26 protein-coding genes, 1 tRNA gene and 1 other RNA gene are annotated in these 24,165 nt (G+C 49.9%); 23 read left to right on the plus strand and 5 right to left on the minus strand.

Translation table 11 applies throughout. The annotated features are described in order from the left end of the window. Positions 1–169: 169 nt before the first annotated feature. The 21 genes from CHL74_RS02550 (at position 170) to CHL74_RS02640 (ending at position 16,808) form a co-directional block, all read left to right on the plus strand. On the plus strand, positions 170–922 hold the full coding sequence (locus CHL74_RS02550) for a phage antirepressor (RefSeq protein ID WP_094879551.1): 753 nt from the start codon (positions 170–172) through the stop codon (positions 920–922). Between the two features lie 62 nt (positions 923–984). Further along, positions 985–1,260, plus strand: coding sequence for a hypothetical protein (locus CHL74_RS02555; protein WP_094879552.1), 276 nt, complete (start codon positions 985–987; stop codon positions 1,258–1,260). Between the two features lie 14 nt (positions 1,261–1,274). Then, complete coding sequence (locus CHL74_RS16085; RefSeq protein ID WP_254923196.1) at positions 1,275–2,630, plus strand: hypothetical protein; 1,356 nt, start codon at positions 1,275–1,277, stop codon at positions 2,628–2,630. Continuing rightward, positions 2,624–3,361, plus strand: coding sequence for a hypothetical protein (locus CHL74_RS16090; RefSeq protein ID WP_254923197.1), 738 nt, complete (start codon positions 2,624–2,626; stop codon positions 3,359–3,361). The genes CHL74_RS16085 and CHL74_RS16090 overlap by 7 nt, the downstream gene beginning before the upstream one ends. A 76-nt stretch (positions 3,362–3,437) precedes the next feature. After that, positions 3,438–3,752, plus strand: a complete 315-nt coding sequence (locus CHL74_RS02565) for a DUF5675 family protein (RefSeq protein WP_094879553.1) — start codon at positions 3,438–3,440, stop codon at positions 3,750–3,752. A gap of 147 nt (positions 3,753–3,899) precedes the next feature. Continuing rightward, on the plus strand, positions 3,900–4,406 hold the full coding sequence (locus CHL74_RS02570; RefSeq protein ID WP_094879554.1) for a DMP19 family protein: 507 nt from the start codon (positions 3,900–3,902) through the stop codon (positions 4,404–4,406). A 9-nt stretch (positions 4,407–4,415) separates the two neighbouring features. Further along, on the plus strand, positions 4,416–4,895 hold the full coding sequence (gene smpB, locus CHL74_RS02575) for an SsrA-binding protein SmpB (RefSeq protein WP_094879555.1): 480 nt from the start codon (positions 4,416–4,418) through the stop codon (positions 4,893–4,895). Positions 4,896–4,919: 24 nt separating this feature from the next. Further along, positions 4,920–7,688, plus strand: coding sequence for a methionine synthase (gene metH, locus CHL74_RS02580; RefSeq protein WP_094879556.1), 2,769 nt, complete (start codon positions 4,920–4,922; stop codon positions 7,686–7,688). A 78-nt stretch (positions 7,689–7,766) separates the two neighbouring features. Then, positions 7,767–8,630 carry a type I methionyl aminopeptidase gene (map, locus tag CHL74_RS02585; RefSeq protein WP_094879557.1) on the plus strand — a complete coding sequence of 288 codons (864 nt, stop codon included), beginning with the start codon at positions 7,767–7,769 and terminating at the stop codon, positions 8,628–8,630. Between the two features lie 132 nt (positions 8,631–8,762). Further along, entirely contained in the window at positions 8,763–9,776 is a 1,014-nt protein-coding gene (tsaD, locus tag CHL74_RS02590; protein WP_094879558.1) for a tRNA (adenosine(37)-N6)-threonylcarbamoyltransferase complex transferase subunit TsaD, read from the plus strand. A 47-nt stretch (positions 9,777–9,823) separates the two neighbouring features. After that, positions 9,824–10,363, plus strand: a complete 540-nt coding sequence (locus CHL74_RS02595) for a CinA family protein (protein WP_094879559.1) — start codon at positions 9,824–9,826, stop codon at positions 10,361–10,363. A gap of 179 nt (positions 10,364–10,542) precedes the next feature. Continuing rightward, positions 10,543–10,806: a 50S ribosomal protein L28 gene (gene rpmB, locus CHL74_RS02600; RefSeq protein WP_094879560.1), complete on the plus strand. Its 264-nt coding sequence runs from the start codon at positions 10,543–10,545 to the stop codon at positions 10,804–10,806. A 4-nt stretch (positions 10,807–10,810) separates the two neighbouring features. Then, positions 10,811–11,002 carry a 50S ribosomal protein L33 gene (rpmG, locus tag CHL74_RS02605; protein ID WP_094879561.1) on the plus strand — a complete coding sequence of 64 codons (192 nt, stop codon included), beginning with the start codon at positions 10,811–10,813 and terminating at the stop codon, positions 11,000–11,002. A gap of 13 nt (positions 11,003–11,015) precedes the next feature. After that, a complete protein-coding gene (locus CHL74_RS02610) occupies positions 11,016–11,174 on the plus strand; it encodes a DUF4295 domain-containing protein (protein ID WP_094879562.1) in 159 nt (52 codons plus the stop codon). A 474-nt stretch (positions 11,175–11,648) separates the two neighbouring features. Continuing rightward, positions 11,649–12,107 carry a lytic transglycosylase domain-containing protein gene (locus tag CHL74_RS02615; RefSeq protein ID WP_094879563.1) on the plus strand — a complete coding sequence of 153 codons (459 nt, stop codon included), beginning with the start codon at positions 11,649–11,651 and terminating at the stop codon, positions 12,105–12,107. Between the two features lie 235 nt (positions 12,108–12,342). After that, positions 12,343–12,415: transfer RNA gene (locus CHL74_RS02620), tRNA-Lys, on the plus strand. A gap of 275 nt (positions 12,416–12,690) precedes the next feature. Beyond that, on the plus strand, positions 12,691–13,977 hold the full coding sequence (locus CHL74_RS02625; RefSeq protein ID WP_369597355.1) for a choice-of-anchor Q domain-containing protein: 1,287 nt from the start codon (positions 12,691–12,693) through the stop codon (positions 13,975–13,977). Between the two features lie 25 nt (positions 13,978–14,002). Beyond that, positions 14,003–14,482 carry a cytidine deaminase gene (locus CHL74_RS02630; protein ID WP_094879565.1) on the plus strand — a complete coding sequence of 160 codons (480 nt, stop codon included), beginning with the start codon at positions 14,003–14,005 and terminating at the stop codon, positions 14,480–14,482. Positions 14,483–14,625: 143 nt separating this feature from the next. After that, on the plus strand, positions 14,626–16,191 hold the full coding sequence (locus CHL74_RS02635; RefSeq protein ID WP_094879566.1) for an acyl-CoA carboxylase subunit beta: 1,566 nt from the start codon (positions 14,626–14,628) through the stop codon (positions 16,189–16,191). A gap of 34 nt (positions 16,192–16,225) precedes the next feature. After that, positions 16,226–16,375, plus strand: a complete 150-nt coding sequence (locus tag CHL74_RS15695; RefSeq protein WP_176452150.1) for a hypothetical protein — start codon at positions 16,226–16,228, stop codon at positions 16,373–16,375. Positions 16,376–16,382: 7 nt separating this feature from the next. Beyond that, the gene (locus CHL74_RS02640; protein ID WP_094879567.1) at positions 16,383–16,808 is read left to right on the plus strand and encodes a biotin/lipoyl-containing protein; all 426 of its coding nucleotides are present in this window, start codon (positions 16,383–16,385) and stop codon (positions 16,806–16,808) included. A 104-nt stretch (positions 16,809–16,912) separates the two neighbouring features. Here CHL74_RS02640 and CHL74_RS02645 read toward each other — a convergent pair whose 3' ends face one another. The 5 genes from CHL74_RS02645 to CHL74_RS02665 all read right to left on the minus strand — a co-directional run bounded on the left by CHL74_RS02645 (position 16,913) and on the right by CHL74_RS02665 (position 21,534). Next, positions 16,913–17,593 (minus strand): PqqD family peptide modification chaperone, encoded by a 681-nt coding sequence (locus CHL74_RS02645; protein WP_094879568.1) that lies wholly within the window; start codon positions 17,591–17,593, stop codon positions 16,913–16,915. A 17-nt stretch (positions 17,594–17,610) separates the two neighbouring features. Continuing rightward, entirely contained in the window at positions 17,611–18,510 is a 900-nt protein-coding gene (locus CHL74_RS02650; RefSeq protein WP_094879569.1) for a hypothetical protein, read from the minus strand. A 17-nt stretch (positions 18,511–18,527) separates the two neighbouring features. Next, positions 18,528–18,977 carry a hypothetical protein gene (locus CHL74_RS02655; protein WP_094879570.1) on the minus strand — a complete coding sequence of 150 codons (450 nt, stop codon included), beginning with the start codon at positions 18,975–18,977 and terminating at the stop codon, positions 18,528–18,530. 41 nt (positions 18,978–19,018) lie between these two features. Then, positions 19,019–19,882: a sigma-70 family RNA polymerase sigma factor gene (locus tag CHL74_RS02660; protein WP_094879571.1), complete on the minus strand. Its 864-nt coding sequence runs from the start codon at positions 19,880–19,882 to the stop codon at positions 19,019–19,021. Between the two features lie 185 nt (positions 19,883–20,067). Next, positions 20,068–21,534 (minus strand): Do family serine endopeptidase, encoded by a 1,467-nt coding sequence (locus CHL74_RS02665; RefSeq protein ID WP_094879572.1) that lies wholly within the window; start codon positions 21,532–21,534, stop codon positions 20,068–20,070. Positions 21,535–21,793: 259 nt separating this feature from the next. On the opposite strand from CHL74_RS02665, the gene rnpB reads away from it, so the two are divergent. Continuing rightward, positions 21,794–22,177: RNase P RNA component class A (gene rnpB, locus CHL74_RS02670), an RNA gene on the plus strand. Between the two features lie 679 nt (positions 22,178–22,856). Next, a partial coding sequence (locus CHL74_RS02675; protein WP_094879573.1) for a hypothetical protein occupies positions 22,857–24,165 on the plus strand: 1,309 nt, incomplete at its 3' end.

The raw sequence follows: 24,165 nt of genomic DNA on the forward strand, positions 1-24,165 counted from the left end.
AGAGAATATCGGAGAAGTTTAGAGAAAGTCGGAGGACGCTGTTTCTAAACCAATTGCATGCTCTTTTTTTGCCCTTATCTTTGCACTCGTAATCCGGACGGTAGGCTTAACGGCAAGCCTGTGTGGGTTGCGAGTTTTTTTTTATTGACATTATTAAATCATAAAGATTATGAGAAACGAAATCAAGATTTTTGAGAGTCCGGAGTTCGGAAGGATAAGGACGGTGAGTGATGAGAGGGGGGAGCCTTGGTTCTGTCTGGCGGATGTGTGCAAGGTGCTCGGGCTGAAGCAGAACGGTGTTGTGATGCGACTTGAAAAGGGGGTCATTTCAACTGAACCCCTTCCGACAAGAGGGGGAACGCAGATGGCTAACTTCGTTAGCGAGGACGGGCTGTATGATGTTATCCTCGACAGTCGCAAGCCTTCGGCAAGGGCTTTCCGCAAATGGGTGACTTCTGAGGTGCTGCCGCAGATCCGTCGGACGGGGGGATATGTTCCCTTGGAGGAGCAGGATGACGAGAAGACGATTCTGGCTAAGGCGGTGAGGATTCTGAACCGTACGCTGGAGCAGAAGGATGTGTTGCTCCGTCGGAAGGAGGAGCTGATGGAGGAGCAGCGGCCTAAGGTGGAGTTTGCGGACGCGCTGACGACGGGCGACGGCTGCATCCTGATTAGCGAGCTGGCGAAGCTGCTGACGCGCAACGGCTTTGTTACGGGACGCACGCGGCTGTACAGATGGATGAGGGAGCACGGCTATATCTTCAAGCGGTCGACGGAACCGATTCAGATGTGGGTGGAGAGGGGTATCTTTGCCCAGTCGGTGACGGTGATAAAGACCAACCACGGCTCGGAGGAGAGAGTAACAACTAAGGTTACTGGCAAGGGTCAGGAGTATTTTCTGAGATTGCTTTGCAACCAATAGAAAACTGACAAATAATAAATAATAACTACCAAATAATAACTAATAAATAATAACTACGGAAAATGGAGACAAAGATCATGAGAGTGGTGCAGCAGGGCGAGGCTTTCGCTGTACAGAGCCAGAAGGCGGAGGGTGGTCAGGTGATGAAGTGCAACATCATGCTTCAGGAGCTTGGCGGCAAGTATGAGAACCAGTATGTGGCGGCTATGCTTGGCAATGTGGCGCTATGCCGTTTTGATGCGGGCACCTTGGTGGCGGTGACGCTGAGGTTTACGACACGAGAGCACAACGGGGCGCATTATCAGGACATCTTAGTGACTGACATAACGAAGTTTTGAATTAGGAGTTTATTATGAGCGTACACATTATATATTATAAGGACGGGGCTAAGCTTATGCGCCCTGTGAAGGACGAAATGGAGTATAGGCTTCTGCGCGACTCGGAGCGTAACCGTGGGGCGGAGAAGCGCATGATGGTGCAGATGAACTATTCGTGTCTGCCTAATGCCGACGGAGGGCTGAAGGGGGCGGAGCGTGTGAGCCGGTCGGTGGGGATGGACATCGACTTCGACCCCTCTTCGCCTGACTATGAGGAGAGGATGAGGAGCGTGCCGGAGCTGGTGATGGGCAGGAAGGAGGAGCTGGGGCTGCTGATGCTGGAGCGGTCGGCCAACAAGGGTTATCACGTGGTCTTTCGTCGCCGAGAGGGGATGACGCAGGAGGAAAACCTAAGATGGGCTTCGGAGCTGCTGGGCGTAGAGTATGACAAGGGGGCGAAGGACATTACGCGTGTGTTCTTTACGCCGCCGACGGACAGGCTGCTGTTTGTGGATAAGGAGCTGTTTGACAATCAGGAGGCAACTCTGAAGAAGGAGATTACGGATTTTTCTGATTCTTCTGATGCTGCTCGGAATAAGGGGATTACGGATTCGGCTGATTCTTCTGAGGCTGCGCCGACGGAGGCTTCGGACTGTTATCTGGGCATTCCTTATGCTGAGATTGTGCGCAAGTGGTGGGCGATGTATAATGACTCGCAGGAGCCTGTGAAGAGCAACCGCAATACGCTTACGTTTGAGCTGGCCGTGAATCTTCGTCATATCTGCGGCTTCGACCGTGGGTTGCTCGATAGGATTATTCCTTGCTATGACGGCTTCGCGGAGGCGGAGAAGCTGGCCTGTATTGACAATGCGCTGAGCGAGAAGCGCACGCAGATGCCGAAGCGGCTGAAGGACGTGCTCATCGCCATCCGTCAGGAGCGCATGACGGACGGCGGTGCGGAGCAGGGCGAGGCGGACGGCATAGACGAGGCGCTGGCTAAGGACGACCTCTTCTATTACGAGGCGCTGCCACGAATGCCGCAGGGCGTGAAGGACTCCATTGACGCTGTGGGTCCGGCTCTGGCGCTGCCCGTGCTGACCGCCATCTGCCCCGTGATAGGTATGCTGGCGACGGGGGTGAAGGTGGACGTGCATGGCAAGATGAACTCGCTGAACCTTATCTCCTACATCGCTGGCGACTTTGCCTCTGGCAAGGGCGGCATCGACCCTGTGGTGGAGGCTTGGACGGCTGAGGTGAAGGCGATGGACAGGATGTATCAGCAGCAGGAGGACGAGTGGCGTGCCAAGAAGCGTGCTGCGAAGAACAAGAAGGAGCAGCCTGAGGAGCCTAAGCTGCCTGTGCGCTGCCTGACGCTCTCTATCGTGTGGTGACCAACTATACGGACGGCTTTCAGAGCAGAATTGCCTTGGCCCGTACGCCCGACAACACGTTTCAGCCGCTGACGGAGAATCTGCATGTGCTGACCGACAAGCAGCGTGAGCGCATCCGTCAGATAGCCCATCTGCTGCCTTTGATGGCTGGCGAGGTGGTGCTGCCGAAGCTGGAGGCGAGAGGCAGGCAATGGCTGGAGCGTGTGCGTCTGGAGACGATGAAGGATGACGACAAGGTGAAGGCTCGCCAGCGATTCCGCATCTGCCCTACGACTATGAGGATGATGACGTGCCTGATGCTCTGCCGTGTGGCTGGACAGCTGATTGACCGTCACGGTGTGGCTGGTGCCGAGACGCGGCTGAAGCAGCAGCCGGGGCTGTGGAAGGAGATGATCGTGAAGCAGCAGCAACCGTCTTTCCTCGCCGCCTTTGACGTCCTGGCTGACTATCAGATTGAGAATGCCCTCCATTTCTTCCGTGAGCGCATGGAGGCTGCGTTCTCGTCGAAGGACTATTGCGGACACGCTGCTTCGGAGCGCACGAAGCGTGGCAAGAACGACTCTATCTTCGAGCGTCTGGACACGACGTTCAGCTTCGAACAGGCGCTGCAGCACAGCATAGCCGTGAAGGGATGCAATACGTCGCGCAACGCCGTGCATCAGATGCTGAAGAACTGGCGCAAGCAGGGGCTGGTGACCGAATGCCAGAACCATAGGTATCGGAAGAATTAGGAATTGTCATCTTGTCATCTTGTCAAAATAAAAATTCGTAACTCGTAATTCTTAACTCGTAATTAATAAAAAGACTATGGTAATAGAAATCAAGCGTTATCGTTATTCGCCTTATGGCGTGGACGGTATGGTAATAATCAACGGGCGCACGATATGCGCCTCCGTGGAGCATCCCCATAACTATCTGCCAGCCGGATGTTATCCCGTGACGCTGAGTACGGACAAGGCGTTGAGACGCAGGATGCCCACGCTGCCGCAGGGCGCCACGATAAGGGCTGGCAACGGTGCCTTTACGCTGCGTTACGGCAGCATCATTGTGGGTAGGCAGCACATACCGGGCGTGGTGATCAGGTCGGGCGAGGAGTTCGAACGGCTGTTTGAGCGCATCTAGAAGAACGTGAAGAGGAAGAAGGGGGTGATGGTTAGAATCAAATAGAAAGCTGAACTGGCGCAAGTTCGATAAAAAAATGATAATTGTGGTATGTTTTGTTTTCCTTTTATTTTGTATTGTCTTCGAATTACATTAACTTTGCAGATTATGGTACAGGTAAAAGTGAAAGACGCTGCCCTTCGTGAGGCGGCGATGCAAGATATGGATGCCTTCCTCGCGGTGTTTGTGAACGCCACGAAGGAGGCCATCGGTGGTGAGCTGAACGCTGAGAACATGCAGCAGCTGAGTGTGTCGCAGATAACGCTGCTTGCCTACGACATCCTGCACGAGGAGGTTATGGACGGCGGCTTCGTGCAGCTGATCTATAACGGCTATGGCGGCTTTATCTTTGACAATCCCTTCGCCAAGGTGCTGCGCGACTGGGGATTGCGCGACCTTGCCAAGATGCTCTTTGCCGTGCGCAAGCTCTATAAGGAGCATGGCGCAAAGATATGCAGGGAGTGTGACGACGAGGAGTTTATGGCGATGTTCGAGCAATACTCTGACTTCGACGACTATGACGACGAGTTTGTGGAGAACGAGGAGGCTTGGACGGCTGCCGTGGCTCAGTACGTGGACAACCACATTGACGATTTTGTCATTATTGAAGAGTAAACAAGAGAGATGAACAAGGAACAGGAACTGAAAAGAAAGAAAAGTCCTGTAAGCATAAAGAACAAGAAGGCCTCCTTCGAATACTTCTTCGTGGAGACCTATACTGCAGGAATAGTGCTCACGGGTACTGAGATTAAGTCGATAAGGCTTGGAAAGGCAAGCCTTGTGGATACTTTCTGTTATATAAACAACCATGAGGTTTGGGTGAAGGGCATGAACATTTCGCCTTACTTCTACGGCTCGTTCAGCAACCATGAGGCACGCCGTGACCGCAAGCTGCTGCTGACGAAGCGCGAGATATACAAGCTGGAGAATGCCACCAAGCAGCCCGGATATACCATCGTGCCGACGCTGGTCTTCATAGACGAACACGGAAGGGCGAAGGTGGACATCGCTCTGTGCAGGGGCAAGAAGGAATATGACAAGCGCCAGACGCTCAAGGAAAAGGAAGACCGCAGAGAGATGGATAGGGCGATGAAGCACTATTAAGAGTTATTGACTTAAGGAAAACGAATGAAGAAGACTTTACGAGAGGTCATCAAGGACAGGATAATTATATTGGACGGTGCGATGGGCACCATGATACAGCAGTACGGACTGGAGGAAGACGACTTCAGGGGCTACCGCTATCGCAACGCGGAGGGAATGATGAAGGGCAACAACGACATGCTGAACCTTACCCGACCGGACGTGATAGAGGATATTCACGCAAAGTATCTGATGGCGGGCGCTGACATCATCACCACCAACACGTTCAGCTCGCAGCGTGTGAGCCAGGCTGACTACGGGCTGGAGACGTCGGCACGCGAGATGGCGCTGGAAGGAGCACGCATCGCAAGAAAGGCGGCAGACCGATACTCTACGGAGGAGAAGCCGCGCTTCGTGGCAGGATCGGTGGGACCGACGAACAAGACATGTTCGATGAGCCCGGACGTGAGCAATCCTGCTGCACGTGAGCTGGACTACGCCACTCTCTATGAGGACTACCTGGAGCAGATTGAGGCTCTGGAAGAGGGTGGGGCGGACGCTGTGCTCATTGAGACCGTGTTTGACACGCTGAACGCGAAGGCTGCGATAGACGCCACGATGGAGGTGGAGCGCCGCACGGGACGCGAACTGCCAATAATGCTCAGCATCACGGTGAGCGACCTTGCCGGACGTACGTTGAGCGGACAGACGCTTGACGCCGTGCTCGCCAGCGTGAGCAGTTATCCGATTTTCTCGATAGGTCTGAACTGCTCGTTCGGTGCTGACCAGATGAAGCCGTTCATAAAGGAGCTGGCACATCATGCACCTTATTATATAAGTGCCTATCCCAACGCCGGACTGCCCAACAGTCTCGGCGGCTATGACGAAACGCCCGAGACGATGGCTCCGCAGATAGGGGAATACATCGACGAGGGGCTGGTGAACATCATAGGCGGATGTTGCGGCACGACGGAGAAGTTCATAGCCAAGTACGCCGAGATAGCCGAAGGCAAGACGCCGCACCAGCCGCAGGAGAAGCCACGGACGATGTGGCTGAGCGGACTGGAGCTGCTGGACGTCACGCCCGACGTGCGCTTCGTGAACGTGGGCGAGCGATGTAATGTGGCAGGCTCGCGCAAGTTCCTGCGTCTTATAAAGGAGAAGAATTATGAGGAGGCTGTGACCATCGCCCGAAAGCAGGTGGCTGACGGAGCGCTGGTCATAGACGTAAACATGGACGACGGACTGCTGGACGCCCGTGAGGAGATGCGCACCTTCCTCAATATCATAGCCTCGGAGCCGGACATCGCCAAGGTGCCGGTGATGATAGACTCGTCGAAGTGGGACGTGATAACAGCCGGACTGCAATGTGTGCAGGGAAAGTGCATCGTCAACTCCATTTCGCTGAAGGAAGGCGAGGAAGTGTTTCTCGCGCATGCCCGCGACGTGATGAGATACGGCGCAGCTGTGGTGGTGATGTGCTTCGACGAGAAGGGACAGGCCACGACGTACGAGCGACGCATCGAGATAGCCGGACGCGCCTACAAGCTCCTGACGGAGAAGGTGGGCATGAATCCGCTGGACATCATCTTCGACCCTAACGTGCTCGCCATCGCCACCGGCATGGAAGAGCATGACAATTATGCCGTGGATTTCATAAGAGCCACGGAATGGATAAAGCAGAATCTGCCCGGAGCGCACATAAGCGGAGGCGTAAGCAACCTCTCGTTCTCGTTCCGCGGCAACAACTATATACGTGAGGCGATGCACGCCGTGTTTCTCTATCATGCCATCCAGAAGGGAATGGACTTCGGCATTGTCAATCCTGCCACGAAGGTGGCTTACGGCGACATCCCTGCCGACCAATTAGAGATACTGGAGGACGTGGTGCTCAACCGCAGGACGGACGCATCAGAACGCCTCATAGAGCTGGCTGACCAGATAAAGCAGCAGCAGGAAGCGCTGAAGAACGGCGCAGCGGCTGGAGGCGCAGCAGCGGTAAGCAAGGCACAGCCCGAATGGCGCAAGGAGGACGTGGCAAAGCGCCTGTCCACAGCGCTGGTGAAGGGTGTGGCGGAATATATGGAGGAAGACATTCAGGAGGCCCTGACCGCCTTCCCGAAGGCCGTGGACATCATAGAAGGTCCGCTCATGGACGGCATGAACACGGTGGGCGAGCTGTTCGGTTGCGGCAAGATGTTCCTCCCGCAGGTGGTGAAGACTGCCCGAACGATGAAGAAGGCGGTGGCAATACTGCAGCCCTACATCGAAGCCGACAAGAAGGAGGGAACGACCACAGCCGGCAAGGTGCTGATGGCAACCGTCAAGGGCGACGTACACGACATCGGCAAGAACATCGTTGCGGTGGTGATGGCGTGCAACAACTACGACGTCATTGACCTTGGCGTGATGGTTCCTGCCGAGCAGATTGTGAAGAAAGCCGTGACGGAGAAGGCAGACATGATTGGTCTGAGCGGACTGATCACGCCGAGCCTGGAAGAGATGGTGAACGTGGCGACGGAGATGGAGCGTGCCGGACTGGACTTGCCCATAATGGTGGGCGGAGCAACAACGTCCGAGATGCACGTGGCGCTGAAGATTGCTCCCATTTACAGCGGCATCGTGGTCTGGGTGAAAGATGCGGCGCAGAACCCCATCATAGCGCAGCGCCTCATGAACCCCGAGGAGAAGGCACGCTTCGCCAAGGAGCTGGACGAGAAGTACGCAAGGCTGCGTGACGAATACGCCGCCCATCAGAAGAAACTGTCGTCCTTAGAGACGGCAAGAAGCAACAGGCTGGACCTGTTCGGATAAGGAACGGGCATACGGCTTTAGATTCTGTAACTTCAATATAGAAGACATAAAACATTTTTTATATATATAAAGACATCTATGGTATTCAAGAAGAAGAGAGTGTGGCATTGTCTCCCAGGACAGGAGCCTACCGAACTTGACAAGAAAGTGATGTATTGGGAAAACAAGGGAAAGACAGTTCCCTCACGTTCGCTCATCAAGACCCCGGAACAGATAGAGGGCATCCGAAGAAGTGGTGTCATCAATACGGGAGTGCTTGACGAAGTGGCAAAGAACATACGTGCCGGAATGAGCACGCTTGAGATAGACCAGATATGCTACGACTACTGCACGTCGCACGGAGCCATCCCCGCATGCCTTAACTACGAGGGATTTCCGAAGAGCGTCTGCACGAGCATCAACGAGGTGGTGTGCCACGGCATCCCCAAGGAGGAGGACATCCTTCAGGAGGGCGACATCATCAACGTGGACTTCACCACCATCCTTGACGGATATTACGCCGACGCTTCGCGCATGTTCATCATCGGCAAGACCACTCCCGAGAAGGAGCAGCTGGTGCGCGTGGCAAAGGAATGTCTGGAGATCGGCATGGAGGCAGCCAAGCCCTACAGCTTCGTGGGCGACATCGGACACGCCATCCAGAAGCACGCCGACAAATATCATTACGGCATCGTGCGCGACCTCTGCGGACACGGCGTTGGACTGGAGTTCCACGAGGAGCCTGAGGTGACGCATTACGGACACCGCGGCACGGGCATGCTGCTCGTACCTGGCATGGTGTTCACCATAGAGCCGATGGTGAATATGGGCACATGGAAGGTGTTTATCGACGCTGACGACGAGTATGGCTGGGAGGTAATCACGGGCGACGAGAAGCCGAGCGCCCAGTGGGAACACACCCTGCTGATGACCGAACACGGCGTGGAAGTCTTAACATATTAGTATTTAGTATTTATTATTTATTAGTTATTATTTGGCTTGCGCCATTGGATGACTATTCCAACAAATAAAAAATAATTAAAGAAGTAATAACTAATAAATAATAAATACAAATAAAAAATAATAACTAAGAAAATGTATATATTAGGCATTGAGAGTAGCTGCGACGACACAAGTGCAGCAGTACTCAACGACAACATATTATTGAGCAATGTCACTGCCTCGCAAGCCGTACATCATGAGTATGGCGGCGTGGTGCCTGAGCTTGCTTCGCGTGCCCACCAGCAGAACATCGTGCCCGTAGTGAGTACCGCCCTCAAGCGTGCGGGAATAACCAAGGAGCAGCTGTCTGCCGTGGCTTTCACACGCGGACCGGGCCTTATGGGTTCGCTTCTCGTAGGCGTAAGCTTTACGAAGGGATTTGCCCGCAGCTTGGGCATCCCGATGATAGACGTAAACCACCTGCAGGGACACGTTATGGCACACTTCATCAAGGAGAAGCCCGAGGACACCACGCCTCCCTTCCCGTTCCTGTGTCTGCTCGTGTCGGGCGGCAACTCGCAGATTGTGAAGGTGAACGCCTACAACGACATGGAGGTGCTCGGTCAGACCATCGACGACGCAGCCGGCGAAGCCATCGACAAGTGTTCGAAGGTGATGGGACTGGGCTATCCGGGCGGTCCGATCATCGACAAGCTGGCACGTCAGGGCAATCCGCTGGCTTACAAGTTCTCAGAGCCGCACATTCCGGGCTTGGACTATAGCTTCAGCGGACTGAAGACATCATTCCTCTACAGTCTGCGCAAATGGATTAAGGACGACCCAGACTTCATAGAGCATCATAAGGAAGACCTCGCAGCCAGCCTGGAGCATACCATCGTGAACATTCTGATGAAGAAGCTGAAGCTCGCCGTAAAGCAGACCGGCATCAAGCACGTGGCTGTGGCAGGAGGCGTGTCTGCCAACAACGGCCTTCGCAACGCCTTCCATGACCATGCCAAGCGTTACGGATGGACCGTATATATTCCGAAGTTCAGCTACACCACGGACAATGCGGCAATGATCGGCGTGACGGGCTACTATAAGTTCCTGGACAAGGACTTCTGCTCGATAGACAAGCCGGCGTTCAGCAAGGTGACGTTCAAGTAAGTGGGGCTTTCAAGCAAAGATTAATAACGATAACAAAGAATAGAAAAATGGAGTTTGAAAAGAAAATATTAAGTCGCGAGATTCAGCAGTTCCTTTATGGAGCGGGTATGACATTGGGAACCGTGGAGAGCTGCACGGGAGGTCGCATCGCAGAGTCGATAATAGCCGTGCCGGGCGCTTCAGCCTACTTTAAGGGTGGCATCATCGCCTACACCAACGACGTGAAGGAGAACCTCCTGGGCGTATCGCACGACGTCATTGAAGAAAATACCGCCGTTTGTGAGGAAGTGGCAAAGGAGATGGTGCAGGGAGCCATCAAGACTCTCGGCGTGGACTTCGCCATCGCCAGCACCGGAACAGCAGGTCCTGGAGGCGGTACGGCAGAGATTCCTGTCGGCACAATCTGGCTGGCCTGTGGCAACGCAGAGAAGACCGTAACCTGCAAGCTGACCGAAGATTATGGCCGCGACATAAACCTCGCCATCGCCACCACGAAAGCCCTCCAGATGTTTATCGGCTTCCTGAAAGAAGAGATGCCGAAGGAGAAGGAAGAGGGTAAGGCACCTGTAATTCCTGTAACAGAGTAAGAAAAGGCTGACTGATGCCGATTCTCCGAAAAAAAGGTCATTGAAAATGAGCGAAAAACAAAAAAACATTAAATACTTGCGATTATTTGGTGGAAAGTTTTGTAGTCTCAGAAAAAGTAGCTAATTTTGCACCCTGTTTGGAATAGGTATCAAAAACGAATACAAAAAAGCAGATAGAAATGTCGAAAATTTGTCAGATTACGGGAAAGAAAGCCCAGATAGGTAACAACGTATCGCATTCAAAGCATCGCACAAAGCGTTCTTTCGATGTGAACTTGTTCAGCAAGAAGTTCTTCTATGTTGAGGAGAACTGCTGGATCAGCCTCAAGATCAGCGCAGCGGGTCTGCGTCTTATTAACAAAGTGGGCTTGGATGCTGCCATCAAGCAGGCGGTGTCTAAAGGCTATTGTGACTGGAGTGACATTAAAGTAATAGGAGAATAAGTAAATGGCATCAAAGAAAGCAAAGGGCAACAGAGTACAGGTTATCCTCGAGTGCACCGAAATGAAGAACAGCGGTCTGCCAGGTACAAGTCGTTACGTAACGACCAAGAACCGTAAGAATACTCCTGATCGCATGGAATTAATGAAGTATAACCCCATCCTCAAGAAGATGACTCTTCACAAGGAGATTAAGTAATAATAAATAGACTATGGCAAAGAAAGCGGTCGCTACCCTCCATGAAGGTTCTACGGATGGTCGCGCATATACAAAGGTTATCAAGATGGTAAAAAGCCCGAAGACCGGCGCTTACATGTTTGACGAGCGTATGGTTGCCAATGAGGCTGTAAAGGATTTCTTCAAGAAGTAAAAATTCTAAGAATCTACATATAGGAAGTGTGCTGGTTAGAAAAGACCGGCACACTTTTTTTTGTTTTTGTACGAGGGGAGTTGTTGGCTTGTTTGTGGAGGGTGCGTGGCTGCGGCGGGACGCCATAGTCCCCTGAGTTTTGCATTATGTTATTGAAATACAAAGTGTTATAGAGGGTTAATAAACGTTTGTGAGCGTTAGTTAATGGGGATAAAACTTGCACAATTCATGGTTTTTGTGTAATTTTGCACTCGATATTAAATGGCGGCACTTTCTTTTTGTATTAGAATGCCGTTCAGGATTAGCTAACGGAGTTTGGCGTGTGTTGACAGGAATACCCCCAACAGATGCCTCGGGCTCTTTGTTCGGTCTGATGATTTTCAGGCTATACGTATCCGTCTTTCGGTTTCTGATCCGAACCCGAGGCGCAGGACGTTTAAGAGCAATGGTTCAGGCTCCACAAACCACGTAATAATGTTTAAGATCTTTAGATTAGTAGTATTATTTATTTTTGTAGCGGGAGCTTCTCCCGTATTTAGTGCTGAAAACGCAGTTGACTCGGAAACTGTAAGCACAACAGCAGACGGGTTTGATTGGGAGCCCGTAATGAACGCCATTATCCACGTGGAAAGCCGTGGTAATGTGAAGGCTGTAAGCGGCAACTCTTGCGGCGCTATGCAGATAACCCCAGTCTTGGTGATGGAATGTAACAACATTCTGAAGAAACGCAAGAGCAAGAAGCGTTTTTCGCTTCGTGACAGGTTTGACTTGGCAAAGTCGAAGGAAATGTTCGTCCTTATCCAGTCATACTTCAATCCCCAGAACGATATCGAAAGGGCCATCCGAGCGTGGAACGGCGGTTATCGTTACAGCGTGAAGAGAACGCAGAAGTACTTTAACAAAGTAATGGCGTATCTCAACTCGAAAAACTAAGAAACTTATTCTTTATGTTATAATGATCCTGGCAAACTCGGTTTGTCGGGGTTTTTTGTTTTAAGAGGGTAGGGCTTTGAAAGAAATCAGGGCTTTTGCTTAACATAAATCAATTATGAACGGATTTCTTAAATAATTTTGAAAAAAAACGTGGAAACGTTTGGTGGTTTCCCGGAATTACACTACCTTTGCACTCGCAATTCAGAAATGAGGTTGCTGACAAGCATTAACACTTGCACCCTTAGCTCAGTTGGTAGAGCAACTGACTCTTAATCAGTGGGTCTAGGGTTCGAATCCCTAAGGGTGTACAAAAGAGCGTTGACTTTACGGTCAGCGCTTTTTTTGTGTCTTTAAGTTTCTTTTCTGTTCAAAGATGCAATATGTAAGCGTACTTCACGTTATTATATAAATGAAAATACTGTATTTGAACATATTATTTGCGCTTAGCCTTCTTGGGTTTTGCGCTTGTGACGATGGGGACAGCTTTACTGATTCTCCAAGCAATCTCTTGTCTTTTTCTGTAGATACGGTCAGATTTGACACCATATTCTCCACCGTGCCGTCTTCAACAAGGTCGTTTTGGGTGCATAACAGGTCGGGAAAGGGCCTACGCTGCACGAACGTACGCTTGGAGGGCGGCAACCAGTCGGGCTACCGTGTGAATGTTGACGGCGTTTATCTTAGTCCGGAGCAAGGCTACAAGGCCAACGACATAGAGGTGAGAGACAAGGACAGCATTCGCGTGTTTGTGGAGCTTACGTCAAACGTTACCTTTACGGACAAACCGAAAGAATTGAACGACAATCTGGTGTTTACGCTTGAGAGCGGACGACAGCAGAAAGTGGTGCTCAACGCCTTCTCGTGGGACGCTACGCTGCTGAAGGACGTAACCATTAGCAAGGACTCGACGTTGGCATCTTCAGGGAAGCCGATGGTGGTCTACGGCGGGCTGACGGTGGAGGAGGGCGCTACGCTGACATTGGCAGCCGGAACCACCCTCTATTTTCATGGCAACGCAGGAATGACCGTAAAGGGACGCTTGCTCAGCAAGGGCACGGAGGAGGCTAACGTGGTGCTAAGAGGCGACAGACTGGACCGCATGTTCGACTATCTGCCTTACGACCGTGTGAGCGGACAATGGCAAGGCATCCGCTTCGAGGAAACCTCATACGACAACGAGATGACGTACACCGACCTGCACGGAGCCTTTAACGGCATTGTGGCAGACTCCTCGGACGTTAGCCGCAACAAGCTGACGCTGGCAAACTCAACCGTACATAACTGTCAGGGCGACTGCGTGCGCCTTGTGAATGCGAAGGCAAGCATCGTGAACTGTCAGCTTACGAATGCGCTCGGGCATTGCTTGGCTGTGGACGGAGGAGAGGTGAGCGTGCAGAATTCCACCTTGGCACAGTTCTATCCCTTCGACGCTTCACGTGGCACAGCCCTGTATTTCTCGGCTACGGACAATCCGTTGCTGGCTTTGGAATGTCGCAACAGCCTGGTGACCGGATATTCGGACGACGAGATGACCGGTGTGCATGGAGGCGAGGACAACGAGAACGCCTTCAACTATATGTTCTATGACTGCGTGATGCGAACGCCGGAAGCAGAAGACGAAGAGCAGAAGAAGCATTTCACGAACGTAGTGTTTGAGGACGTGAAGGACACCGTCAGCTACGGTCAGAAGCATTTCGTGAAGATAGACGGCGATCAGCAGGATTACGACTTCCATCTGCGCAAGGAGTCGGCTGCCATAGACAAGGCCAATCCTGAATCTGCCACAAAGACAGACCGAGACGGACGCAGCAGAGACGAGAAGCCCGACGTGGGAGCTTACGAGTATGTGGGCGGAGACGACGAAGAATAAACCTTTTTAAATTATACACCTGAATATGAACGAGATAAAACTTAACATAACGATAAAGCATTATCAGCTGGACGAACTGTCGGCTGACGACCGCGAACTTGTGGAGAGAGCCGTACAAGCCACGTACAACGCTTACGCAGAATACAGCCACTTCTATGTTGGAGCGGCAGTACGCCTTGCTGACGGTAGCATCGTCATCGGTGCCAATCAGGAGAACGCCGCATTCCCGTCCGGACTGTGTGCGGAGCGAACAGCCCTCTTTGCTGCCCAAGCCAACCATCCCGACCAGAGCGTCCATACGTTAGCCATTGCTGCCCGAAACGATAACGGACTGCTGGACGACCCCGTTAGTCCTTGTGGCGCTTGCCGTCAGGTTATTCTCGGCGTGGAAGACCGCTACAAGCAACCCATCCGCATCCTCCTTTATGGAAAGAAAGGTGTCTATAGCGTTATGTCAGCAAAGGATTTGCTGCCCTTGTCATTCGTCGATTCTTCGATGAAGTGATATTTTTGCTAAACCATTGTCGTGTTTTTCGTTTTTTTTCGTACATTTGCACCTTAATAAGGACAAGAGCAATGATGACGGAAAACGAGAAGTCAGTCACGGCTTATCTTTATCATTCAGAATATTATTAGACAATCATAAAAATGAGCAAACAAGTAGAGAAAATCAAGGAATTGGTCGCAAAGCGTGAGCAGGCCCGTCTTGGCGGTGGCGAGAAGGCCATCGAGAAGCAGCACGCACGTGGCAAGTATACAGCACGTGAGCGTATAGAGATGCTCGTCGATGAGGGTTCGTTCGAGGAGTACGACATGTTTAAGAAGCATCGTTGCACCAACTTCGGAATGGAGAAGAAGCACTATTACGGCGACGGCGTCGTAGCAGGTAGCGCAACTGTTGACGGAAGACTGGTGTATGTTTATGCACAGGACTTCACCGTGAACGGCGGTTCGTTGTCAGAGACAATGGCACAGAAGATCTGCAAGGTTATGGACATGGCCATGACAATGGGTGCGCCGGTTATCTGCATGAACGACTCGGGTGGTGCACGTATTCAGGAAGGCATCTGTGCGCTTGCAGGCTACGGCGAAATCTTTGAGCGCAACATTCTTGCTTCGGGTGTTATCCCGCAGATTTCAGCCATTATGGGTCCGTGTGCAGGTGGTGCCGTTTATTCACCGGCTCTTACCGACTTCATCATCATGAAGGAGCAGACCTCTTACATGTTCCTTACAGGTCCGAAGGTTGTGAAGACCGTAACCGGCGAGGACATCGACGCTGAGCACCTTGGCGGCGCTTCCGTTCATGCAACAAAGAGCGGCGTCACACACTTCGCAGCAAAGACAGAGGAAGAGGCCATCGAGATGATAAAGAGCTTGCTCTCATTCATCCCCAGCAACAACACGGAAGAGGCTCCCAGCGTGGAGTGCAACGACCCGATCAACCGTATGGAGGATTCGCTTAACGAGATTATTCCTGACGATCCCAACAAGGCTTACGATATGTATAAGGTTATCGGAGCCATCACGGACAACGGCGAGTTCTTCGAGGTTCAGCCTAAGTTTGCCAAGAACATCATCATCGGTTTCGCACGCTTCAACGGTCGCAGCGTAGGTATCGTTGCCAACCAGCCGGCAGCTTACGCAGGTGTATTGGACGTTAACGCCAGCCGCAAGGCAGCACGCTTCGTTCGTTTCTGCGATGCTTTCAACATTCCTATCGTTTCGTTGGTGGACGTTCCCGGATTCCTCCCTGGTACAGGTCAGGAATACAACGCCGTTATCCAGCACGGAGCACAGCTCCTTTATGCTTACGGCGAGGCTACAGTACCCAAGATCACCGTTACTCTGCGCAAGAGCTATGGCGGTAGCCACATCGTTATGGGTTGCAAGCAGCTTCGTGCCGACCTCAACTTCGCATGGCCTTCTTCAGAGATTGCCGTTATGGGCGCCAGCGGAGCCGTTGCCATCCTTTGCGGCAAGGAAGCCAAGGCAAAGAAGGAAGCCGGCGAGGATGTTAAGGCATTCCTTGCAGAGAAGGAAGAGGAATACACAGAGAAGTTTGCCAACCCGTACGAGGCAGCCTCTTACGGATATATCGACGACGTTATCGAGCCGCGCAACACACGCTTCCGCATCTGTCGTGCACTTGCTCAGCTTGCCACAAAGCGCCAGTCGCTTCCGGCAAAGAAGCACGGATGTATGCCGATGTAATTTAACTTTCGACTCGTAAAATCTAAAAAGTAAAATGGACAAGAATATATATGCAGCCATTGCTATGGCTCTGTACGAGTTTCAAGGCAACAACGTGCATGACAAGGAACCTGGTTTCATAACCATTAAGCCGCGTCACACAATGTGGAACGCAAAGTTCTTGAGTTTAACAGCAAAACCGTAAAAAGGAGATGAAAGAATTCAAATATACTATTGACGGACAGGAGTATACTGTCCAGATTGAAGGCGTCGAGGGCAACATTGCCAGCCTGAACGTTAACGGCGAGGCTTTCAAGGTGGAAATGGAGAAAGAGGCAGAGCCTGAAAAGAAGAAGGTGGTTCTTGGTCAGCCCGCTGCTGAGCAGACTGAGGGCGAGACAACCAGCGCTGCCAATGTCAACACAGCCAATGCCCTCAAGGCTCCGCTGCCCGGTGTGGTAACAGAGATTAAGGTGGCAGTAGGCGACGAGGTTAAGGTAGGCGACACCGTCATCGTTCTTGAGGCGATGAAGATGGCCAACAACCTTGAGGCTGAGAAGGACGGTAAGGTAACAGCTATCTGCGTAAAGCAGGGCGAGAGCGTCCTCGAGGATTCTCCTCTTGTTGTTATCGAATAATCTGATAAGGGGATTTTTATTATTGAATAATCTGATAAGGGATTATAAAATCCATATAAAAAGCGCGACGGCAGGCTTTATAGGCTTACCGTCGCGCTTTTCTTTTATATTATCAGACCGGCTTCATACCATTGTCTCATCAGTTCAGAAGCGTCCTTATTGGCTGTTTGCTCGTCTATTTCGTATAATTCGCAGAGCGTCTTAGTCAGCGTTTCGAGCGTGAAATCGTCGGCTCCCTGCACCCTTTCCCAAAGCTCAGCGGCGCTTTCGCTCATGTTTATTATTTTGTTGAAATCCTCATCTATGGTGTTTTCTGCGCACAGCACGTGTTCGCCGCAGATGTTTCGCAGTACCAGTCCTTCTTTTGTTTTCATGTGTTTGTTTCTTATTATTATGGTTTGTATTAGTCGTATTGCTCCCAACAAGTATCGTCGCATGAAGAGCAGGCGTGTCCATACGAACGAATAAACCCTCCATCGCTTATCCGAACAACTCTCAGCCTTGTTGCGTCCATTGCGATGGAAACCAATGGCTTTTCCTATTATGTCAGCCGTATGGCAATGTTCCGGCTTGATGTTGCCGTCACCAAGAAGCGTGACGTTCGTACCTTCTATCTTTACTACGCGGTGCATTATGGTTTCGCCCGAACATAGCCTTGCCACCACCACGTCACCCTTCCTGACATTCCCTGCCGGCGACTCCACAATGGCTTTGTCGCGTCCTCCCACAAGGTAAGGTCGCATGCTGTTGCCTTCAAGACGAAATATGGTGATGTTGTCGTGCATGATGTAAGTATTGGCTTTTAGTGATCGTTTCGGCAGATTGTCTTATGGCACACCACGGCAGCTTCTTTGTCGGGTCTGCAATGTAGCGCATAGCTGTGGTTTTGGATGAGTTCAATAAGACGTGCGATGATATTGTTGGTGTTATGGTAAATCTTGTTGTCCATCCTTAATGTGGAGCATGCTGTCTGTAGGAAGCAGAACATTCTTACCGGCGAGACGGCTTCTGCGTAATTACGCTCGTCCCTGATGATTTGCGTTATGGCTCCGAGCTTTACCTTAATGTTACGGTAGCATGGTGTCTTTCCGCTCCACGGACTTCCGTAGATAAATACCTGGTTGTCGATGATTCTTACGACTGGGTTGTCATCATTCAGGAGTTCCGTATCTGCGATGTGCTCCGTCCATAGTCGGGTGTGCGTGCTCTTGCCGGTTCCGCTACGTGCAATGAACGCGTAACCATAATCCTGATGTATAACTGCCGAGGCATGGATAAGCAGGGTTTCTGCTGCGCTCGTTCTGAAAGTGAAGGCCATCATAATGCTGTTATTCAGCCCGAACGCCCTCGTCTCCCTTGTGCCTTGCAGGACACACTCCACGTTCTTGAAGCCATTCATTGTCTGCATTATGGCGCAGCAATTACCCGAATCGTCGTACGATGTTATTCTGTAAGCGTCCTTCTTGTTCGTCTCAACGGTTAAGCTTCCGTTGTGAGTGGGGTAGTTGTGGACATCGGTCAGCGGCGGCAAGTTGAGACAGAGCGCTTCACTCACCTTGACATAAAAAACATAACCGCCATTCTCTCCCTCCTTAATGAAGGGAATGAATGACGGTAATAAGTGGATGTTGTCTTGTCGGCTGTCAGCAAAACCAATCCTGAAGACGTGTTCTGCTACACAAAAGACGTATTCTGTTGTCATCTTCTTTCCGACTTCGTTTATTTGCTGTCCTTCTGCTTCTTGGTCTTTGCCTTAACCTGCTCGTCCTCGTTCGGAACAATCACGTTATACTTGAAGTCGTTTGAGGTGATGTATTTCACGTCGTACTTGCCCTTCGTAGTATAGCGTTTCTTGAGCGCCATATACTTCTTCTCAGCTTCCTTTCTGGTCTTGCCGAAAATGGTGACGCATGTAGGATGACTTACGCCCACTTTCTTCAGGTAGTCCTTCAGCTGGTACGAATAGTTGTCGCGGCTATAGAGAAATCCCGTCTTTGTGTCCACCCATGCGTTCTCAATCGTCTGCATGTCAGTCATGTATACTGTCGAGTCGTTGAACGTAGTGGCGAAACCGCAAATATAGATTGCTTGCTGCTTGTTCAGGGCAGAAGCTATTGTCGGGAATAATACTATAGACGCAATGGCTATAATGTACTTTCTTAATTTCATGCTTACGTGTTTGTTTTGTTTCTTATATTATTATTGTGTGCTTATTTGCCAAGATAGGCTTTCAGCATCTTGTTCTGCGTATTCTGCTTCAGGCGTCTTATGGCCTTCTCCCTTATCTGGCGCACTCTTTCTCTTGTCAGACCATACTTCTTGCCGATTTCTTCCATCGTGCATTCGGGCTGGTTGATTCCATAGAAAGCCTCTATGACATTTCTTTCGCGATCGTTCAGAACCGATAGGGCAGAGGCTATTTCGGCGCGCAGCGATTCCTTAAGCAGCTCCTCGTCCGTTGACGAATCGGAGTCGCTCTGCATAAAGTCAATCATGCTTGTGCCGTCGCCGTCAGCCATAGGTGCGTCCACAGACACCTGACGTGTGTTAACCTTCAGAACGTCCTCAATCTTCTCGTGAGGAAGATCCGTCTTGTCGGCTATTTCGTCCACACTCGGTCTGCGTTCGTTTTCCTGCTCAAACTTGCTCAGCACCTTATTTATCCTGTTCACGCTGCCCACCTGGTTAAGCGGCAGACGCACCACGCGGCCCTGTTCGGCAATGGCTTGCAGAATGCTCTGTCTTATCCACCATACCGCGTACGAGATAAACTTGAATCCTCTTGTCTCGTCGAATTTCTCCGCTGCCTTAAGAAGGCCGATGTTGCCTTCATTGATAAGGTCGGGCAGCGACAATCCTTGGTTTTGGTATTGCTTCGCGACGGAGACGACAAAGCGCAGATTGGCCTTTGTGAGCTTTTCAAGAGCCTTGCGGTCGCCCGTCTTGATTCGTCTTGCAAGCTCCACTTCCTCTTCCGCAGAGATCAGTTCTTCGTGTCCGATCTCCTGAAGATACTTGTCGAGTGAGGCGTTTTCTCGGTTTGTTATTGCTTTTGTGATTTTCAATTGTCTCATTAAGTGTCGCTTTTAGATATTTATAGTGTGCAAATTTAACTAATTCTATTGGTTGTCGCAAATTTTTTTCATTCTATTTGATTTTTTGCTTTCTTTCTTCATGTCCGTTTCAACAAAAAAGGGAGCCCATAACAATGTTACGAACTCCCTTCTTTATATGCAGATATTACTTGTTAGTCAGTGCCTTAGTCTTCCAGTGGCACGGCGAAGTAAGCCTTCTTGCCAGTAGGATAAACGCCCTGTATGTAGAGCACCGGATCCTTGCTTGTTGAGGCATCCTTCACGATGTTCTGCAGGTCTTCGATGGTCTTTACGGCATTGTCGTTGACGCGCTGGATGATAAATCCCTTTGTGATGCCGGCGTTCTTCAGCTTGCCAGAGTTGACCTTCAGTACCTCAAGGCCGTAGCCAATGTTGAGCTGCTGCTTCTGTGCGTCGGTGATTGAACGGAAGTTGCCGCCCAATACGTCGAGGTCAGCCTTCTTTACCACCTGGGTGTTGCCCTGCTCGTTCTTCAGAGTAATGCTCTTCGTGTTCTTCTTCTTGTCGCGCAGATAGGTAACTGTCACCTTGTCGCCCGGACGCTTCTTTGCAAGATACTCCTGCATGTCAGCCATCTTGTTCATCTCCTTGCCGTCTATTGCAATGATGACATCGCCTTCCTTCAGTCCAGCCTCTTCAGCAGCGCTCTCTTCTGTTACCTTAGCCACGTAGATGCCTTCCATGGTGCCGAGGTCGATGTCCTTGCCCTGCTCCTTCTGTCCGTCCACGTAGTTCTTGACGTCAGAGCCTTGGATGCCGACAACGGCGCGCTGTACGGTTCCGTAAGTCTTGAGGTCGTCCACCACCTTGTTCATGATGGAAGTAGGAATGGCAAAACCATAGCCGCTGAACGAACCTGTCTGCGAGTAGAGCATGGCGTTGATGCCGATCAGCTCGCCGCGAGTGTTGACGAGCGCTCCACCTGAGTTGCCCGGGTTGATGGCTGCGTCAGTCTGTATGAACGACTCCACTCCGTTTCTGTAGAGCGAACGACCCTTGGCGCTGACGATGCCTGCCGTTACGGTATTTGTGAGGTTGAAGGGGTTGCCAACTGCCAGCACCCATTCTCCCACCTTTATGTTCTCGCTGTTGGCGATGGTGATGGCAGGTAAGTTCTTGCCCTCAATCTTGATAAGCGCCAAGTCGGTGGTCTTGTCCGTACCGATGATACGTGCCGAATATTCCTTGTTGTCGTTCAGCGTTACGGTCAGCTCGTCAGCGTCTGCCACAACGTGATTGTTGGTGACGATGTATCCGTCCGCAGAGATAATCACGCCTGAGCCTGAGCCTTGCTGTTTCGGTGTGCGAACGCTGCGCTTCTGTTTGCCGCCGTTGCCCTGAGGGTTGCCGAAGAAACCGAACGGGTCGCCGAAGAAGTCAGAGAACGGGTCGCTCTCCACCTCCACAGTCTGCACCTTCGAGTTTTTGGTGCTCAGGATATGCACCACAGAGGGGAGCGACTTCTCTGCGGCGTATGTCAGGTCTACGGGTTGTGCTGGAACAGCTGATGTCGTGGCAGGTGTGGCGTTCACCTTAAGCATCGTGCCTGTTGAGAAGGCAAGTGAGAGTGCGCTCATTGCTACGACTGCATACTTTGAATACTTTTTCATAATGTGTATCTTTTAGTTTTTTATTGTTATTGTCGATTTCTTGTTTTTGACATGTGCAAAATTAGATGCAAAATTCGTTAATCTGACAAATTGACATGTATCTTTATCCCATTTTAACAATCCGAAATATCATATTAACGGCTGTTAGAAATCCATGATTTGTTTTTTACTTTTATTTATTCTGCCCTTTTGTGTCATTTCTTAGGCTCTTATGTGACAAATCTTCATTTTTTTACGTACCTTTGCATTTCAGAAGGAGACAGTGTCTCGGTTCTGCCGCTGCTACGCATTGGTGTAGGAGAGGAAAGTCCGGGCAGCACAGGGAACCCCACTTCCGAAAGTAGAAGCTGTCGGCGACGGCAGGTGTCGGTAGAAGAAAACAACCGCCACGCCTTGTGTGTGGTAAGGGTGAGAAGGTGGTGTAAGAGACCACCAGCCGGTGGGCGACCATCGGGCTGTACCATCTGGGGGCTGCAAGTTCATGTATACCATCGTTTGAGGGCGTCCCGTCCGACCGTAGTGACGATGGAGGGTAGAATGCTGGAGGTGCAGGGCGACTTGCACAGTAGATAAATGGCAGAAGGCTTACGTCTTAGTAATGAGGCGCGAGAAACAGAACCCGGCTTACAGAGACACTGTTTCCTTCTTTTCTTTTTTTTATAATATTGAACTTTACCTAATTTAACCCAGATTGGTCATTAGAAAAGTCTTCTTGTCCACCATGCAAATATCGTACAAAGAGTAAAAACCTGTTACAAAATAAAAATTGATTCTGGAGTTCAGGTTTGCTGTTTTTACGGTGTTTTGCTGTGCAAACAGCAGCCGAGCATAACAATAGCGCTACTTTTACACTACAATAGTGCCACTATTAGAGTGTAAAAGTGGCGCTATTGCATGATAAAAGTGGCGCTATTGTAGTGTAAAAGTGGCTCTATAGCAGAAAAAAACAGCTCGTTTGCGAGTCTGATTTCATAACATTTCCTTGAAAAACCACATAACACACTGTGTATTAACAATATAGCTCCAAACGCTCAAAACTCAAGAATTTCGCACCAAAGATTTTGTTGTGCGCTCAGCTCATAGTATTGAGCATCAGAAATGCAAATATTGTATAAAGAGGAGCGTACCACAAAATGGGTACACTCCTTTATAAACTAACTCACTGTAATCGTTTCAATGATGTATCTTTTGCGTAGCATATAAGGATGACGTATTTCATAATTTTTAGGTATTGCATACCTTTTTAGAAATATGTAGCTTTGCAGCCTGATTCAAGATAATATTTTATTTTAATTATAAACATTTTAAAAGTTCAAAAAACAATGAAAATTTTTAAGAATTTCATCGGTCTCGCTGCTCTGGCTCTCAGCCTCGGCTTCGCTTCTTGCGGCAGTGACGACGATGCACCTTCTTACAGCAATGTGGCTGTAAGCAACTCTGAGTTGATGACTATCCTCAAGGGTAAGGGATACCAGTTTGATGAAAATGGCAAAATGCTCCTTGACGACAAAGCAACCAGCACTACTTCACTCGACCTTTCAGGCACAAAGGTTGATACCGCTGCCTTGAAGGAACTTTCTGTTTTTCCTAATTTGAAAGAGTTGAACCTTAGCAGCAATGGCTATGGTCCAGTTTTCCATATCGCTTCACTTCCTTCACAGATTACAGGTCTTGACTTGCAAGGCAATGACATCTATGACTTCGACGGCTTGGTAACAGCCAAGGTTGAGAATGACGAGGTGAAAGCTACCATCCTTCATGAGTTTACAAAGCTTTATCTCCCTGCTTCCTGCAAGTATAATGTAGAGGACTTGATGCCTTTCTATACCAAGAATGAGGCAGAGAACAAGACTGTTGACATGCAAATGGTAAATGATAAGGGTTCTTTGGAGAAATATAATACTTTGAGAGAGATTCCTGATGAATACTTCCGTGCTTATTTGAAAACAAAATTCGCTTCTTTGTTTGCTGATGATACGCATATTGACATTAGTAAGCCAATGGATTTAGTGAGCAAAGGCGAGTATATATATATCGGCTTTGATAATTCTTTTGCTGATGCTGATAAAGTAAAGAGTTATGCGGGTGTTGAATACTTTATAAATAATCCTTACTATGACCCATTTGCTGTAACAGTGAACAATTTGTCTGATAATTGCTCTATTTCATATATCGCACCAAGAAAAAATATTGTAGCATTGGGTTTATGTAATATAAGTACTTTACCACAAATAGATTTGTCACAAGCTACTAATTTGGTAAATATGTCCTTAGAGCGTAATAGCAATATCGAATCACTTGATTTGACGAATACTCTTATTGCAAATCAAAAGATTAAAGATTTCGATGTACGTTGGGGCAATGGACTTAATTGTTTGTCATGTAGCAATTTGAAAGAAATCAAGCTTCCAAAATCAGAAATTGGAATTACTGGTATCATTTTCTTGTACGATTTACCTTCTTTGAAAGAAATGGATTTGTCTGGTATAAAAGCTATTTCTGAATTGAATTTGTTGAAATTAGCCGATACCTCTATAATATATCCTAATCTGCAATATGTATTGAAAAGTGACAATACGCTAGAAGATATTTCAAATAGTTCAGAAACAATAAATTTGGCTATTTCGGAAG

Source organism: Prevotella sp. 885, from assembly GCF_002265625.1.
GTDB lineage: Bacteria > Bacteroidota > Bacteroidia > Bacteroidales > Bacteroidaceae > Prevotella.